Raw genomic sequence first — 14,592 nt, 5'->3', positions numbered from 1 at the left:
ACAGTAAGGAGGTTTTTTTTACATCTGAGCCTTTTCGCGCAATTTTTTTTACATGCTGCGCCTCATGCCAGACGATACATCAACTGATCCCGCACTTTGGTGGCCCAGTCCGGTCACTCAAGAATCTCATCGACAAACATCGGCCACTTGAATGAAGCGGGGGCTCGTTCAACGGTTCCTGGCAGCATCGTAAACGCTGCTGCGTTCGCGCTTGCCAACCGCTAGCACGGAAACCACGACTCGTTCGTCGATGACTTGGTAAACCAATCGATATCCCGAGGCTTTGAGTTTGATTTTGTAGCAGTCGGGCATGCTGTGGAGGGCGTCAGCCGGGATTCTGGGAAGCTTCAGCCTCTCACCCAGCTTCTTTTTGAACTGCTCCCGCAACGTATGACCCAGCTTGTTCCACTCTTTGTGCGCAGACGGCAGAAACTCAAGCTTATAAGTCATCCAGGCTTACCGAAATGGGCGTTTCGTGGAGGCGGGAACGAACAATGTCAGCCAGCTCAAGATCATCAAGCCGCTCCATCATTGCTTCATAAACTTCGGCCGGCACCATATAGCCCATGACGCGATTGTGGTTGAGGACAGCGACGGCCCCCCCATGTGCACCGTTCAACACGGCAGTAGGATTTTTCTTCAGTTCAGAGACACTGACAGCCATATCGGCGAGAACGCTTTGCATAATAAGAACCTCAAATTAGGACGTGATTTTGGTCTATTTATGCCATGTGGACAACTGTGGCGTTCAACGAGGATACAACTTCGCGATGATCACCCCACCCGCCCCTTCCGCAACATCACATTCAACTGATCCACCACCTCCGCCCAATCCGCATCATCCAGAATCTCCTCGCGCAGAAACTGCGCCTGACTTTCCGTCCAGAAAAACGCGTCAGCCAGATGCAAATCCGGTTTGAGCGGCGAATGGCTGGCGATGAATTGGTCGATGCCGGTCGGATCATCTTCGAGGCCGAGCTGTTTGAACAGGGCCGGTAGGCTGTGCTGCGGATTTTCCATGATGCAACTCCTCTGCAATTCAGGTCCGGCGTTGCGCCGTTTGCTGCAATGGAGTTGATCATAGCTGGCGCTGCGGGTTCAGGGTCTGGCGACGTCAGGTGAGCCTGCGGCCAGTTGCGCTGCCGGATAGACCGATTGCCACCCGCCGCCCAACGCCTTGTACAAACCGACCATCGCCAGGGAGACGCCGGTCGAGCTTTCCACCCATTGCTCCTGCGTGGCGAGCAAGGCGCTCTGCACGGTGAGGACGTTGACGAAATCGACCACGCCTTCGACGTATTGCTGTTGCGCGGTGCGCAGGGCGATCTGGTTCTGGCGCACGGCTTCGGCGAGGCTGTCGCGCCGGCGCTGGCTGGCGTTGTAGGCGGTCAGTTGGTCGTCGATTTCATGCCAGGCGCGCAGCACGGTTTGCTGGTAGGCGATGGCCGCTTCTTGTTGCTGGGCTTCGCGCAGTTGCAGCATGCCGCGAAGGCGACCGCCGTCGAACAACGGCAAGCTGAATTGCGGGCCGATGGCAAAGGCACGCGAGCCCCATGAACCGAAATCGCTCAGCTGCATGGCCTGTGAACCGAGGTTGCCGGACAGGGTGATGCGCGGATAGAAATCGCCCTTGGCCACGCCGATGTTGGCGGTGGCGGCGTGCAGACGCGCTTCGGCCTGGCGGATATCGGGGCGGCGTTCGGCCAATTGCGACGGCAGGCCGATGGCGACCTGCAGTGGTGACTGCGGTACTGCCGCGTCTGTGGATAACGTTTCAGCGAGAGCTTGCGGTGGCTCGCCCATCAAGAGACTGATCGCGTTGATCAGTTGCGCCTGACGCTGCTCGAGCGCCGGCAGCCGTGCCTCGATGGCGGCGACTTGCGCGGCGGCTTCGGCGACGTCCAGGTCGGTCGCCACGCCATCGGCCAGCCGCAGCTGCGAGAGTTTCAGGCTGTGGCGAGCGACGTCGAGGTTCTGCTCGGTGACGGCGCGTGTGTTTTGCACGCCGCGCAGCTGAATGTAGTTTTGCGCAGTGTCGGCGAGCACGGTCAGCAGCACACCGCGACGGTTGTTTTCCGCCACTTCGAGGTTGGCATCTGCGGCTTCGGTTTCACGGCGCACGCGGCCCCAGAAGTCCAGCTCCCATGAGGCCGAGAAACCGGCATCCCACAGGTTGAAAGCCTCGTCGCCGTTATTTCCCGATGGATCGTTCAAGCCTTTGCCACTGTTGCGTTTACGTGCGTAGCTGCCGGTGGCGGCGCTGTTCGGATAACGCTCGGCGGTGATCACCTGGCGCGCAGCGCGGCTTTGTTGCAGGCGGCTGCTGGCCAGTTGCAGGTCGAGGTTGCTGTTCAGCGCGCGCTGGGTGAGCGCGGACAGCTGCGGGTCCTGGAAGGTTTCCCACCAGCGTTCGTTCAAGGGTTCGCTGACGGCCTGGCTTGGGGCGGACCGCGCCTGTGTGGCCCAGTCGGCAGGTTGGGTGGCTTCGGGTTTCTGGAAGTCCGGGCCGACGGTACAAGCGCTGAGGCTGACTGCAAGCAAGGCACTCAGGGTGAGCTGCTGCCTATGCCCCCATCGCTGGCAAGCCAGCTCCCACAAGGATTGTGCAGGTTGTGCAAAATGGTTCAGCCTGCCAATGACCCCTGTGGGAGCTGGCTTGCCAGCGATGAGGCCAACCGATTCAACACCGATCATCGCTGCGTCACCTCGCGCCCGGACGCCTTTGAGCTGGCGGTATCAATACTCGCCTCGACGGACATCCCCACCCGCAACCGCTCGGCCAGTGGCTGGCCCGGTTCCAGCAAGATCTTCACCGGAATCCGCTGCACAACCTTGGTGAAATTACCGGTGGCGTTATCCGGTTTCACCGCCGCAAAGGTCACGCCAGTTGCCGGCGCAATGCTCTCGACGCGGCCAGTCAGGGCTTCACCGCCCAAGCTGTCGACCCGCACTTGCACATCCTGCCCGGGCTGCATGTCGGTCAACTGGGTTTCCTGAAAATTGGCCACCACATAGGCCTGCTGCAACGGCACCACCGCCAACAGCTTGCTGCCCGGCGTGACGTAGGCGCCGACACGCACCGCCCGCTCGCCGATCATGCCGTCCTGCGGCGCAGTAATACGCGTGTAAGAGAGGTTGAAACTGGCAATCTCCAGCGCCGCCTGCGCGTGTTTCAGATTGCCTTCGGCGGCGTTGCGCTGGGCGGTGAGAATCTCGACCTGCTTGCGTTCGGCCGCCAGTTTCGCCGTCGCAGTGTCGAGGCGCGCCGAGGCCTGATCGATGCGCGTGCGCGCCTGCTGCGCGTTCTGCACGGTACCAGCGCCGACACCGGCGAGATGGTTGTAGCGGTTCAGTTCCTGCTGCGCAAAAGCCATTTCCGCTTTGGCCGAGACCACGGTGGCCCGCGCCTGAGCAATCAGCGACGCCTGCCGCTCCAGGGTCGCGTTGGCGTTCTGCAACTGCGCCCGCGCGACCAGGGTTTGCGCATCCGCCGCTTCCGCCGCTGCGCGCAAATCACGGTCATCGATCAGCGCCAGCAACTGCCCGGCCTTGACCTGCTGGTTGTCTTCGACCAGCACCTGCTTGATGAACCCGGCCACGCGCGGCACAACCAGGGTGTAGTCGGCGGAGACGAAGGCGTCGTTGGTGGTTTGCTCGGTGCGTTGGCCGAACAGCCCGGGCATTGCCAGGTACACCAGCACGCCCACCGCCAGCGCGGCAGCCACGGCCACCGCGAGTTTTTGCTTGGATTGAGTCATAAAAAACCTTCAGTTTCAGTACAGCGATCAGGTCGGCGCGCGCGGCGGATAAATCCGCGTCGGCAGCCAGAAAATCAGCAGGATCAACGCCACGGCAACGCCGGCCATGCACAGGTACAAATCGGACGAAGTCAGCACCACCGCCTGCTCATGCACGCGGTGAGCGAGGCCCGGATCGCTGTGATCGGCCAGTGGCGAATTGCCGAGGCTGTCGACCAACATGGTCGAATGAAAATGCAGGCGCGCGGTGGTCAGCGCTTCGATGACGCCGGTGGCGACCACGGCGGCAAGGCCTTTGACAGTGTTGAACCACGCCGACGCGAACGGCCCTTCCATCGGCGTGATGCTGCCGGTCGACAACATCAGCAGCGGCAATACCGCCATCGGCTGGCCGAAAATCTGCAGCCATTGCAGGACGTAGAAATCATCGCGAATCCATACCGAAGTCAGGTGCGAACCGCCGAGGCAGGACAGCGCGAGCATGCTCAGACCAATGCCGAGCACCCAGCGGCAATCGACCCAGCGCAAGTTGCATAGCGCCGCCACCAATGGCAGCGCAATCAGCTGCGGCAGCGCGGCAATGAGCATGATCGGCGCGGTTTGCGCCGGACGATAACCCTGCACCTGGGCCAGATAACTCGACGGAATCAGCACCACCGCCAACAGCACGATCAACACCCCGGCGAGGGTGATCAGGGCGAACAGCAGGTTGCGGATGCCGAGCATCTGCAGCTTGAAAAACGGAATCGGCTGCGACCATTCATTGATCATAAAAGCCACCAGCAGCAGCGAACCGGCACCGAGTAATCCACAGATCAGATTCGACTCGAACCAGTCCAGCCGATTGCCCTGCAACAGACCGATCACCAGCATGCAGATCGCTGGAAAGCCCAGCAGCAGGCCTTTCCAGTTGAACGACTTGAGGCGCTCCAAGCGCAGCGGATCCTGGGGCAATCCGTAAGCCACTGCGGCCATGGCGATCAGGCACGGCACGATGATCTGCCAGAAGGTCCATTGCCAGCCGACGTATTCGGTCCACAGACCGGCCAGCGGCGTGCCGAGTCCCGGGCCGAAAGTCGCGGTCAGTGCGTAGCCGGCCAGTCCGTAAAGTTTGATGTTCGCCGGGAGAAAGCGCAGCGCGACGGTCATCAGCATCGGCGGCAATGCACCACCGGCGAGGCCCTGGAGGATGCGCATCAACAACAGACTTTCGTAGTTTGGGGCGAACGGGCACAGCACGCCGAGCAGAGTAAACAGGCCGATCGCGCAGAGGGTGAAGCGACGCAGCGAGAAGGTCACCGAGCACCACGGCGCAAAGGCCATGGCCGCGACCGACGTGGCGGTGTAGCTGGCGACCAGCCAGGTGCCTTCGTCGTAGCCGATGTGCAGCGCACCGCGAATATCGGCGAGTGCGACTTTGGTGACCATCTCGTTGAGGCCCGAGACCAGCACGGCCAACAGCACGCCGACCAGACCAATGATGATCCGCGCCCCGAACACCGGTGGCGCAGCCGCCGTCGCCGGGCTGGTCGCGGCGAGAGGCGCCGAGACCGTCAGGGATGTCATGAATGAAAAGCTCCGGGGGTGAAAATACCGGAGCATTTTAGTGGGGCTTGATGCTGACGAAAATTGACTTATTGGCAGGTTATAAGTGCATCAGACGCAACGGTGAATGCCTATGTGGGAGCGAGCCTGCTCGCGAAAGCGGTGGACCAGCCGCCATTGAGGTGACTGACTCGACGCCTTCGCGAGCAGGCTCGCTCCCACAGGGATTCGATGGTGCCTGATGATTTACGGCTGTGCCGCCAGCCACGTTTCATCGCAGCAGGTCTTGAGGGTTTCGCGCAGCCAGCGGTGGGCCGGGTCCTTGTCGAAGCGCGGGTGCCAGGCTTGGGTCAGCATCAGCATTGGCAGCGGAATCGGCAGGTCGAATGAACGCAGTTTCAGGCCCAGCCGCCGCACGCTGAGCAGGGCTTCTTTAGGCACCGGCAGGATCAGGTCGGAGTCGGGCAGGGCAAACATCGCCGCATGGAAACTCGGCGCGATCACCGCCACCCGGCGCTCCAGCCCCAACGCATTCAACGCCGTGTCGATCGGGCCGCGAGCGATGCCACGCCGCGACATGCTGATATGGGAAAAACCGGCGTAGCGCTCAGCGGTGATTTCGCCGTCGAGCAGCGGATGGTTCTCGCGCACCAGGCCGACGAAATGCGTGGAGAACAGGTTCTGTACCTTAACCTCCGGCGTGAGCGGTCGGGTGTTGCTGACGCTCAGATCGATGCGTCCTTCGCGCAGCGCTTCATCGTCGCCATCGCCTTCCGGGACGAAGCGCAATTCGCAATGCGGGGCGAGTTGGTCGAGGGTATCGAACAGCTTGCCGCCGTAAACGCCGACGAAGAAATCATTGGCGCGAATGCTGAAACGTCGACGCAAGGTGCCTAGCTCGACGCTGTCGGCGGAGCGAAACAGCAGCGCCGCCTGCTCGACCACGTCGCGCACCTGTTCGCGCAGTTCGAGGGCTTTGGGGGTCGGCACCAGACCACGCCCGGCGCGCACCAGAATCGGATCGCCGATGGCTTCGCGGATCCGCGTCAGTGTGCGGCTCATGGCCGCCGGGCTGAGGTTCATCCGCCGCGCCGCACCGACCACACTGCCCTCGTCGAGCAAGGCATCGAGGGCGACCAGAAGGTTCATGTCCGGGAGTTGCATGCTGAGCACTCTTGGCTGATCTGGATTGATCCGGGCGCAATGCTAACAAACATCCCTCAAGAGTGACGATGCCGGCGCTGGCCTCTTCGCGAGCAGGCTCGTTCCCACCCTGGAATGCGCTCTCATGTGGGAGCGAGCCTGCTCGCGAAGAGGCCGGCCCAGCCAACGAAGATCTCAGCGCTGCATACCCCAGCGCTTCACCGTCACCCGCTCAAGGGTGGCAAACACCAGATTCTCCACCAGCAAACCAATCAGGATCACCACCGCCAACCCGGCAAACACCTTGTCGGTGTACAGCTCATTGCGATTCTGGAAGATGTACCAGCCCAGCCCGCCCTTGCCACTGGTCGCGCCAAACACCAATTCGGCCGCGATCAAGGTGCGCCAGGCGAACGCCCAGCCAATCTTCAAACCGGCGAGAATCGACGGCAGCGCCGCCGGGATCAGAATGAACAACACAAGGCGCAACCCCTTGAGACCATAATTGCGCCCGGCCATACGCAGCGTTTCGGAGACGCCGAGAAATCCGGCATAGGTGTTCAGCGCCAGCGCCCACAACACTGAATGCACCAGCACGAAAATCAGACTGTTCTGCCCCAAGCCGAACCAGAGCAGCGCCAGCGGCAGCAGGGCAATCGCCGGCAACGGGTTGAACATCGAGGTCATGGTGCTGAGCAGATCACGTCCCAACTGGGTCGAGACCGCCAATGTCGTCAGAGCGAACGCGAGGACGATGCCGATCAGGTAGCCCTTGATCAGCACCACCAGGGAGATCCACACCTTGGCCAGCAACTCGCCACTGAGCAGACCGTCGAACAGCGCCTGCGCGGTTTGCAAAAAACTCGGCAGCATCAGGTCGTTGTTCTGAATCCGCGCGACCACTTCCCAGATGATCGCCAATACGATCAGGATCAGGCTTTTGCGCAACCAGCCCTGTTGCCACAGGCGCGTGCCAAGCGGCAATTCGCGCTCGACCGGCACTGCGGTCAGCGGCTCGAGCACGGTTTCGAATTCTTCACGCACGGATGATGAATGGCTCATCGGGTAGTCCTCCTGGCCGCTCAATAGGCGATGCGAATGTCGTTGAAGTCGTGATCACGCTCGGTCTCCAGCGCCTGGCCCTCATCGAACAGCAGACGATGAATGCGCCGCGCCGATTCCTGAAACGCCACGCCGCCGAGGCTGTGCAGGTCGTATTGATGGCTGTGCACTTCGGCGCGCACCCGGCCTGGATGCGGTGACAGCAAGAGGATGCGATTGCCCACCACCAATGCTTCTTCAATCGAATGGGTGACGAACAACAAGGTGAAGCGCACCTCTTCCCAGAGCAGCAGCAACTCTTCCTGCATCTTGCGGCGGGTCAACGCATCGAGTGCAGCGAAGGGTTCGTCCATCAAAAGAATTTTCGGTTGCATGGCCAAGGCCCGGGCGATCGCTACCCGCGCTTTCATGCCGCCGGACAAGGTGTGTGGATAGGCGTCGGCGAATGCTGCGAGGCCGACCTTTTCCAGATAGTGCAACGCACGCTCTTCGGCTTCTTTCTTGTTCAAGGTGCGCGAGGCGAGCAGCGGGAACATCACGTTCTGCTTGACGGTTTTCCACGGCGGCAACTGGTCGAATTCCTGAAACACCACAATGCGGTCCGGCCCCGGCGCATCGACGCGCTGGCCTTGCAGGCGGATCTCGCCTTCGCAAGGCCGGATGAACCCGGCGACCGCCTTGAGCAAGGTCGATTTCCCGCAACCGGACGGGCCGAGCAGGACGAAACGATCAGCCGGGTCGACGGAGAAACTGACTTGATGGGTAGCGCGCACCACTCGCTGCGGCGTGCGGTATTCGAGGCTGACGTGATCGACGGCCAGCAACGCTTCGCTGTGGGCGATCGGGTTGCTGGCCGCGTGGCCTGGCAAAGGGGCGTTCATGGTCGATCTCCGGCAAATCAGAAAGGCGCATCGCCCTGAATGGTCGTGCGATACAGCTTGCGGCGCAGGTGCGCAGGACAGCCGGCGGCGAGATGGATCAGCGAGCGGTTGTCCCAGAACACCAGATCATGCGGCTCCCACTGATGGCGGTAGATGTTTTGCGGCAGCACGCTGTGGGCGAAGAGTTCGCCGAGCAGCTGACGACTTTCGTCTTCCGGCAGACCGACGATGCGCGTGGTGAAGCCTTCGCTGACGAACAAGGCTTTGCGGCCGTTTTCCGGATGGGTGCGCACCACTGGGTGCACCACTTCGGCGACTTGGGCCAGTTGTTCCGGGGTCAGGGTCGGGCGCCAGTTACCTTCGAACTTGGTTTCGCTGTAGCGCGCGGTATAGGAATGCGCAGCGGAACGTCCTTCGACCGCAGTGCGCAAGGCAGCGGGCAAGTCGTCCCAGGCTTTGTGCATGTCGGCGAACAGCGTGTCGCCGCCCTCGGCGGGCAGCTCTTGGGCGTGCAGCATCGAGCCGAGACTTGGCAGCTCTTTATAGGAGAGATCGGAATGCCAGAACTTGCCGGCGTCACCGAGACCGATGTTCTGGCCGTTCTCGATAATGTTGGAAACGATGAGGATTTCCGGGTGATTGGCCAGCAGGAACTGCTTGAGCACATGGATCTGCAACACGCCGAAACGGCGGCTGAAATCGATTTGCTGTTGCGGGGTAATCTGCTGATCGCGGAAGACCACGACGTGGAAATCCAGGTGCGCGCGGTGAATCCGCGCGAAGTCCTGATCATTGACCGGCCGGCGCAGGTCGAGGCCAACGATCTCGGCGCCGACGGCACCGCTGAAGGGGCGAATTTCGAAGATTTGCGGCGCGACAGTTGCGGCGCTTTCGGTGGCAGTAGCGGCGGACATCAATCATCTCCCACGCACGGCGCGCTCACGGACGCGCTCGTCGATCAGACACTCACGCTGGATTGCGTGTCGGTTCAGGTCGTGCGGCGCGCCGATTGGTCGGCAGGTACGCAGGTGGGTGACTTTATAGCTATAAGAATTGGAAATTAAATACCGTTAATGAATAACGATATGGCGAATGGTGAGGGGGTGGGTGACCATTTGTGTCACTTACCGACGGATATGTAGCGCTTCGGAGGACGCCTTCGCGAGCAGGCTCGCTCCCACAGTTGGAATGCAATCTCCTGTGGGAGCGAGCCTGCTCGCGAATAGGCCGTCACCAGCGCCGAAAATCTAGCGCTCGTGCAACGCCTCAGCCCGCGCCCGGATAATCGGCTTCAGCAAATAGCTCAGCACCGACTTCTTGCCCGTGATGATATCCACAGACGCAACCATCCCCGGGATGATCAGCAGTGGCTTTTCATCCGTGCCCAAGTGGCTGCGCTCGGTGCGCACTTTGATCACGTAGTAAGTGGTTTTCTTGTCTTCGTCGGTGATGGTATCCGCACCGATCTGCTCTAGCTGCGCCTTGAGCCCGCCGTAAATGGTGTAGTCATAGGCGGTGAATTTGACGATTGCTTCCTGACCCGGATGCAGGAACGCGATGTCCTGCGGGCGGATCTTGGCTTCGACCAGCAGGGTGTCGTCCAGCGGCACGATTTCGACCATGTCGCTGCCCGGCTGGATCACACCGCCGATAGTGTTGACCAGCAACTTGTTGACGATGCCCCGCACGGGTGAGGTAACCAGCGTACGGCTGACGCGGTCTTCCAGCGCCTTGCCGGTGGCCTGGGCCTTGTTCAGATCGGTGCGCGCTTCGTTGAGTTGGGTCAGCGCTTCGCTGCGGAATTTGCCGCGGGTTTCGTCGATCTTGCGCTGCACTTCCTTGATCGCCGATTCGGCGCGCGGGATGGCCAGCGTGGTCGCGTCGAGCTGGCCACGGGTTTCCACTTCGGCACGCTTGAGGCGCAACACTTCCACCGGCGAGACCGCGCCCTGCGCCACCAGCGGCTCGGACATGTTGATTTCCTGACGCTGCAAGCCGAGTTGCTGACGGTACTGCGCCTGCTTGGAGCTGAACTCACGCAGCTCTTGCTGACGCTGGATCAACTGCTCCTGCAAGCCGCCGATTTCATCGTGTAACTGCTGACGGCGGCTGATGTACAGCGACTCTTCGCTTTTCGCCTGGCCCGGCACGGCTTTGAGTACGTCCTCGGGGAAGTTCAGCGGACGATCATCGACTTCCGCGCTCAGACGCTCGACCCGCAGCAGCATCGACAGGCGATCAGCCTCGGTTTCGCCGACGTTGGAGGCAAAACGCGTGTCGTCGAGACGAATCAGCGGCGCGCCGGCCTCGACGATCTGGCCTTCCTTGACGAACAGCTCGGAGACGATACCGCCCTCCAGGTTCTGGATTTTCTGAATCTTCGACGACGGAATCGCCTTGCCGTCGCCCTTGGTCACCTCGTCGATCACGGCGAAGTTGGCCCAGAGCATGAGGAACACGAAAAAGCCGATGATCGCCCAGATGGTCAGGCGCACGACGCGCGGGGCGTCTTCGATCAGCGCCTTGTTGACCTCCGGCAGCGGCTGACCCTGCAGCGAGGCAGAGCCCTTGAAGTAGCGACGGATCGACTCCTTGACACCGGACTTAAGCAACACTGATCTGCCCCTTCTTCAACGCTTCCATCACGGCGGCTTTCGGGCCGTCGGCGAGAATCTGCCCGCGATCGATCACCAGCAGGCGATCGACCAGCGACAACAGCGATGCCCGGTGCGTGACCAGCACCACGGTCTTGTTTTCAATCACTGCTGCGAGGCGTTGCTTGAGGCGTTCTTCGCCGGTGTTGTCCATCGCACTGGTTGGCTCATCCATCAGCAAGATCGGTGGATTGAGCAACAGCGCCCGGGCCAGGGCGACGTTCTGTCGTTGGCCGCCGGAGAGGTTCTGCCCGCGCTCGCCGACTTGCAGCTCGTAGCCTTGCGGGTGCAGACGGGCGAATTCGTGGACGCCGGCCAGTTCGGCGGCTTGCAGCACCAGCTCGTCTTCGACGTAACGCGCGCCGGACACCAGGTTGTCACGCAGGGTGCCGGACAGCAGCTGGATGTCCTGCGGCACGTAACCTATGTTGTAGCGCAGTTCGCTGACGTCGATCTGGCGGATGTCCACGCCGTCGACCAGCAAGGCACCGTCGTCCGGTTGATAAAGGCCCACCAGCAGTTTCGCCAGCGAACTCTTGCCCGAACCGCTGCGGCCGATGATGCCGATCTTCTCGCCGGGACGGATGACCAGGTTGATGTTCTTCAGCGCCGGGTTCTGCTGGTCCGGGTAGGTGAAGCTGAGCTGACGGCATTCGATCGCACCCTGCAAAACCTTGCGGCTCAGCGGGCGCTCTTCGAAATTGCGCTCCTGGGGCAGCTCCATCATCTGGTCGACCGAAGTCATGGTCACCCGCGCCTGTTGATAGCGCGTGAGCAGGCCGGACAGCGACGCCAGCGGGCTCAGCGCACGACCACTGAGCATGTAGCAGGCAATCAGCCCGCCCATGCTCAGGTTGCCGGCGATGATCTGGTACACGCCGAAGACGATCATGATCACCCCGGCCAGTTGCTGGATCAGCAAGGTGATGTTCATCGCCAGACCGGAGAGCATTTTCACTCGCAGCTCGAGGCGGCTGAGGGTGCCGATGGTCTGCTCCCACTGATACTGGCGCTCGCTTTCGGCGTTGTTGACCTTGACCGCGTCCAGACCGGCGAGGGTTTCGATCAGGCTCGACTGGCGCTCGGCGCCCAGCGCCATGGTCCGTTCCATGGTCGCGATCAACGGCTTCTGCAAGGCGTAGCCGATCAGCAGGGCAATCGGGAAAGCCAGCACCGGAATCCACACCAGATGCCCGCCGAGAATGGCGATGACGATGAAAATCAGGATGGTGAACGGCAGGTCGATCAGGCTGGTCAGGGTCAGCGACGCGAGAAAGTCGCGCAGGCTCTGAAACTCATGGATGTTCTGGGCAAAGCTGCCGACCCGCGCCGGGCGGTATTTCATCGCCATGCCGACAATGCGCTCGAACAGCGTGGCGGAGATGATCAGGTCGGTTTTCTTCCCGGCCAGATCCAGGCACAGGCTGCGCAGGCTCTTGAGGATCAAGTCGAAGATGTAAGCGCCGGTGATGCCCAGCGCCAGCACCCAAAGGGTTGCTTCGGCCTGGTTCGGCACCACGCGGTCGTAGACATTCATCACGAACAGCGGCGCGGCCATGGCGATGATGTTGATCAGGAAACTGGCGGCGATCGCATCGGCGTACAGCCAGCGCGAACGCTTGAGGGTGTCACGGAACCACGAGCGTGCGCGCGGGATCAGCGTGCCGTGGTTGACGTCGAATTTGTGCTGCGGCTGGGCGAAGAACACTTTGCCGGTGTAATCGTCGCTCAGCAGTTCGCGGCTGACCACCGATTCGCCGCCATCGCTTTCGCTGAGCAGCACGCGTGCTTCGTCGTCGCCCTGCCAGCCGAGCAGGACGGCGCTGCGGCCATCCTTGAGCAGCAACAGCGCGGGCATGGCGATCGCCGGAATTTCTTCGAGCTTGCGCTGCAACACCCGCCCCTGCAGGCCGGCGCGAGCTGCTGCGCGCGGCAGCAACTCGACACTCAAACGTTGTTTGGGCAGCGGCAGGCCGGTGGTCAGCATCGCCGCGCTGGCAGGCTTCTGGTGCAGCATGCACAGGGCGAGCAGACCATCCAGCAACGGATCGTCATGCAACGCGCGTGGATCATGGCTGAGTTGAACTCGACTGACTTCTGATTCCACGCTCGACACTCTTTAACAGTTGAAAGGGATAACTCAGTTCATCCCAGGCAGCTGGACCTTGGGCTTCACGTCGTTCTGCACAACGGATGCCAACGGCGCGACCACTCCCTGGCTTTTGAGCAATTGGCCCATGGTCGCCTTGATTCGGTACTGAGTAAATAACTGAATGTTCTTGATTTCCGCCAGACGCCGCGAGGCGGTGAACAGTTCGTTTTCGCTGTCGAGCAAGTCCAGCAGGGTGCGTTCGCCGAGGCTGAATTGACGCTGGTAGGCAGTACGCACCGAGGTGCTGCGATCGACGTATTGCTGAGCGATCGGCACCTGAGCATTGGCGTTGTTCAGCGCGTTCCAGGCCAGGCCGAGCTCTTCGTTCAACTGACGCAGGGCGTTGTTACGGATGTCCAGCGCCTGGTTGGCCAGGTACGACTTGGATTCCAGATCAGCCTTGTTGCTGCCACCGGAATACAGGTTGAAGCGCATGCGCAGCATGGCCTGCCATTCATTGTTGTGGCCGTTCTGGCCGTCGATATCGTTATCGGCGGTACGGCCCAGTTCGGCGTCGAAGCGCGGGTAAAAGGTCGATTTGGCGGTGGCGAACTGCTTCTCGGCAGCGGCAATATCCGACTCGGCGGAACGCAGGATCGGGCTGTTTTCCAACATCTGCGCGCGGGCTTCATTGAGGTTGGCGGGCATCATCGCCATGAACGGCGCCGGGCGCTCGAGCTGGTCGGGCATCTGGCCTACGGCGCTGAGGAAGTTGGTTTCCGCGTCGGCGAGGTTGGTCTGTTCGGTGATCAGGTTGTTGCGGGCCTGGGCCATGCGCGCTTCGGCCTGATCAAGGTCGGCACCGCTGCCGACGCCGCGCTGGGTGCGCAGCTGGATCTGGTCGTAGATGCGCTGGTGGCTCTTGAGGTTCTCCTCGGCCAGACGCACGAATTCGCGACGGGTCAGCACGTCCAGATACACCTGGGCGACGGTCAGTGCAGTACGCTCGGAAGTGCCCAGCAGCGAGTAAGCACGGGAGCTGACGTTGGCTTGTTGACGCGCAACTTCGTTGGACGTCGCGAAACCGTCAAAAACCATTTGCGAGAGACGTAAACTTGACTCGCTGCGGTTCAACGTCTCCCAGTGATTGCTTCCACCGTTCGCTCGCGTGGTCACACTGTCAGTGCCTTCACGGCCATAACCGCCCAGCAGATCGACCTTGGGCAGGTATCCCCCTTTCGCAGCCTTTAACTGATAATCCGCCGCCAATCGACTGTTGACCCCCGCCTGAATCTCCGGATGGACATCCAGCGCCTGTTGCATGGCTTCTGGTAAGGATTGTGCTTGTACAAAAGAGGCGGCGAGAGCGAAGGGAGCGGCAAGGAGCAAAAGCGAACGCATGGTTGGAATTTTCCCGGAACTTCTTGTCTTGAATCACAGCAGAAACGTGGTGCTGC

13 protein-coding genes are annotated in these 14,592 nt (G+C 61.3%); all 13 read right to left on the bottom strand.

Annotated features, from left to right (window positions below):
- Window positions 1–168: 168 nt before the first annotated feature.
- Window positions 169–450, bottom strand: coding sequence for a type II toxin-antitoxin system RelE family toxin (locus NF676_RS01320; RefSeq protein WP_071174010.1), 282 nt, complete (start codon window positions 448–450; stop codon window positions 169–171).
- Window positions 440–685 carry a type II toxin-antitoxin system Phd/YefM family antitoxin gene (locus tag NF676_RS01315; protein WP_041477418.1) on the bottom strand — a complete coding sequence of 82 codons (246 nt, stop codon included), beginning with the start codon at window positions 683–685 and terminating at the stop codon, window positions 440–442. The genes NF676_RS01320 and NF676_RS01315 overlap by 11 nt, the downstream gene beginning before the upstream one ends.
- 89 nt (window positions 686–774) lie before the next feature.
- The gene (locus NF676_RS01310) at window positions 775–1,020 is read right to left on the bottom strand and encodes a DUF2789 domain-containing protein (RefSeq protein WP_252887101.1); all 246 of its coding nucleotides are present in this window, start codon (window positions 1,018–1,020) and stop codon (window positions 775–777) included.
- Window positions 1,021–1,098: 78 nt separating this feature from the next.
- Window positions 1,099–2,694: an efflux transporter outer membrane subunit gene (locus NF676_RS01305; protein WP_252887100.1), complete on the bottom strand. Its 1,596-nt coding sequence runs from the start codon at window positions 2,692–2,694 to the stop codon at window positions 1,099–1,101.
- Window positions 2,691–3,758: an HlyD family secretion protein gene (locus NF676_RS01300; RefSeq protein WP_252887099.1), complete on the bottom strand. Its 1,068-nt coding sequence runs from the start codon at window positions 3,756–3,758 to the stop codon at window positions 2,691–2,693. Before NF676_RS01300 ends, NF676_RS01305 begins: the two co-directional genes overlap by 4 nt.
- 27 nt (window positions 3,759–3,785) lie before the next feature.
- Entirely contained in the window at window positions 3,786–5,324 is a 1,539-nt protein-coding gene (locus NF676_RS01295; RefSeq protein WP_252887098.1) for an MFS transporter, read from the bottom strand.
- 225 nt (window positions 5,325–5,549) lie between these two features.
- Complete coding sequence (locus tag NF676_RS01290; protein WP_016772273.1) at window positions 5,550–6,467, bottom strand: LysR family transcriptional regulator; 918 nt, start codon at window positions 6,465–6,467, stop codon at window positions 5,550–5,552.
- A 174-nt stretch (window positions 6,468–6,641) separates the two neighbouring features.
- Window positions 6,642–7,508, bottom strand: coding sequence for an ABC transporter permease (locus NF676_RS01285; RefSeq protein ID WP_041477414.1), 867 nt, complete (start codon window positions 7,506–7,508; stop codon window positions 6,642–6,644).
- A 20-nt stretch (window positions 7,509–7,528) separates the two neighbouring features.
- Window positions 7,529–8,389 (bottom strand): ABC transporter ATP-binding protein, encoded by an 861-nt coding sequence (locus tag NF676_RS01280; RefSeq protein ID WP_252887097.1) that lies wholly within the window; start codon window positions 8,387–8,389, stop codon window positions 7,529–7,531.
- A 17-nt stretch (window positions 8,390–8,406) separates the two neighbouring features.
- Window positions 8,407–9,303, bottom strand: a complete 897-nt coding sequence (locus tag NF676_RS01275; protein ID WP_236168266.1) for a TauD/TfdA dioxygenase family protein — start codon at window positions 9,301–9,303, stop codon at window positions 8,407–8,409.
- A gap of 333 nt (window positions 9,304–9,636) precedes the next feature.
- The gene (locus NF676_RS01270; RefSeq protein ID WP_024011116.1) at window positions 9,637–11,004 is read right to left on the bottom strand and encodes an HlyD family type I secretion periplasmic adaptor subunit; all 1,368 of its coding nucleotides are present in this window, start codon (window positions 11,002–11,004) and stop codon (window positions 9,637–9,639) included.
- Window positions 10,994–13,150, bottom strand: coding sequence for a type I secretion system permease/ATPase (locus NF676_RS01265; protein WP_122508361.1), 2,157 nt, complete (start codon window positions 13,148–13,150; stop codon window positions 10,994–10,996). The genes NF676_RS01270 and NF676_RS01265 overlap by 11 nt, the downstream gene beginning before the upstream one ends.
- Before the next feature lie 33 nt (window positions 13,151–13,183).
- Window positions 13,184–14,536: a TolC family outer membrane protein gene (locus NF676_RS01260; RefSeq protein ID WP_016772278.1), complete on the bottom strand. Its 1,353-nt coding sequence runs from the start codon at window positions 14,534–14,536 to the stop codon at window positions 13,184–13,186.
- Between the last annotated feature and the right edge of the window lie 56 nt (window positions 14,537–14,592).

The organism is Pseudomonas siliginis, assembly GCF_024072275.1.
GTDB lineage: Bacteria > Pseudomonadota > Gammaproteobacteria > Pseudomonadales > Pseudomonadaceae > Aquipseudomonas > Aquipseudomonas siliginis.
The sequence above is the reverse complement of the archived record's forward strand: the minus strand, read 5'-3'. Positions and strand labels throughout refer to the sequence as shown.